Source organism: Nonomuraea longispora (assembly GCF_004348345.1).
Classification (GTDB): Bacteria; Actinomycetota; Actinomycetes; order Streptosporangiales; family Streptosporangiaceae; genus Nonomuraea; species Nonomuraea longispora.
This window is the reverse complement of sequence record NZ_SMJZ01000415.1, coordinates 1-1,680: the sequence shown is the minus strand read 5'-3', so window position 1 is coordinate 1,680 and position 1,680 is coordinate 1. Positions and strand designations below refer to the sequence as shown.

The window sequence follows — 1,680 nt, the reverse complement described above, 5'->3', positions numbered from 1 at the left end:
CGCGGTCATCCGCAGCCGGCTCAAGCAGATGCAGTACCGCCCCGACCTCCTGGACGCCTTCCTGGCACACACCGGCCTGATCACGGACCCGAGATCGACATGACACCCCGAACTTTCATCCTCTGTAGAGGCGGATGTGGCCCTCGTAGGAGCGCCGGGTGCTCTCTTCGATCTTCCGCTTGCGCTGGAGGAACTCCTCCATCCACTGCTCGACGGTGACCTCCTGGGTCAGGTTGAGCCCGGTTTTGATCTTGCGGCGGACCGTCTTCATGTTGGGCAGCGTCTTGGTTTCGGCCAGTGTGCGCTTGATCAGATCGGCGATCTGGGTGCGGGTGGCGGGCTCGCCCGGCCCGGCCAGCGCCAGCAGGGCCCGTACTTGGGCGAGTTCGGCTTCCGCGTCGTCTTGGCTGGTGAAGCCACCGCGGCGGAGCGGGCCACGGCGCTTCCCGCCGGGGTTGGGCGGCAATTCGATCTGGTAGTGCCAGATGCCGTGCCGGTGGTTCCAGCCGCCGCCGGAGCGGCGCAGCTTGGGGCATTTCTGCCCGAGTTCCTTGCCGTCGCCGTCGCGGCAGGAGCAGCGTTTGAACGTGCTGCCTTCAGCCATCGGTTGTCCTGTCCTCCTCGATGAGGGTGTGATCGCTGAGCAGCGCGAGCAGGGCGGCGGTGGGCACCACGTACCTCTTGCCGATGCGGATGATCCGGCAGGGGAACTGGCCGTTCCTGGCGAGTTGGTAGGCCGTGGTGCGTCCCAATCCGAGCGCCCGTCCCGCGGTGACCACGTCGACCACAGCCGGCAGTTGCTGGATCTCGGCCAACGTCAGCGCGCGCCTCATCGCCGATCTCCCGGCTGGGAAGGACGCGCGACTGCCGTCGGCCCGCCCGGCACGGCCACAGCAGTGCAGGAAATCGGGCAAGCATGATGCACGCCACCGCCGACCGCCCCGAGCGCCGTGCCGGGCACGACGTATCGACACCCACCTCGGCGCCGGCACTCAAGCCCGACTCGATCGCCGCTATGGAAGCCACGCACCGCACGACGCTGCGAGACACCGTGACGCCGCTGAGCAGCCCTGCGGGAGCGCCGACGTGGACGAGGAGGTTGTGCGCTAGGGGAGGGTTGCGCACGGCGGACGAGCAAAGGCGAGCTCGATCTGGTGTCGGCCACTGGTGCGGGGCGCTCAGCTGATTCTTGATCGCGTTGAGGCAGCCCAGGTGCGCCGTTCGGCGCCATAACGCAACGTGCAGTGTGCATCCTCCGCAAGATCATCCCGCACATGTCCCCTATCCGTCACCGTCAGCGACACTCCGAAAGGACGGGCAGCACATGCGGCAGTGCCAATGGGGTCCGGACGACGGCGGCGGGGGAGGAACGTATCGACGTGATCGTTCCGATGATACTGGCATAAGGGCCATGGGCGAGTGTCATAACTGGGCAGCGGGAGCAAGGGCGGCCCGTTCTGCTCGGCGTCGCCATGGTCTGCAAGTGCTGAACATGGGAGAGCGCATCGCCAGGGCTATCAGCCACGATCTTGTACCAGTGTCCGTCATGGTCGGCTAGCCCCGTTTTCCGCACATGAGTGATCTTCAGCGGAGGTCTCGTGGATCGATGTCGAGGAGATCCAGGAGATGGAGTTGGAGGTCGGTGGGTTGCGGGATGGTCGGGGGTGACTGGCCGGTGCC

2 protein-coding genes are annotated in these 1,680 nt (G+C 66.4%); both read right to left on the bottom strand.

Annotation, left to right across the window (positions count from 1 at the left end):
* Positions 1-115 precede the first annotated feature (115 nt).
* Entirely contained in the window at positions 116-604 is a 489-nt protein-coding gene (locus tag E1267_RS43630; protein ID WP_132342164.1) for a hypothetical protein, read from the bottom strand.
* Positions 597-833 (bottom strand): helix-turn-helix transcriptional regulator, encoded by a 237-nt coding sequence (locus E1267_RS43625; RefSeq protein WP_132342162.1) that lies wholly within the window; start codon positions 831-833, stop codon positions 597-599. Before E1267_RS43625 ends, E1267_RS43630 begins: the two co-directional genes overlap by 8 nt.
* Positions 834-1,680 lie beyond the last annotated feature (847 nt).

Bases quoted from the DNA above. Each gene is read 5' to 3' on its own strand.
- E1267_RS43630 (WP_132342164.1), bottom strand. From the start codon at position 604: ATGGCTGAAGGCAGCACGTTCAAACGCTGCTCCTGCCGCGACGGCGAC.
- E1267_RS43625 (WP_132342162.1), bottom strand. From the start codon at position 833: ATGAGGCGCGCGCTGACGTTGGCCGAGATCCAGCAACTGCCGGCTGTG.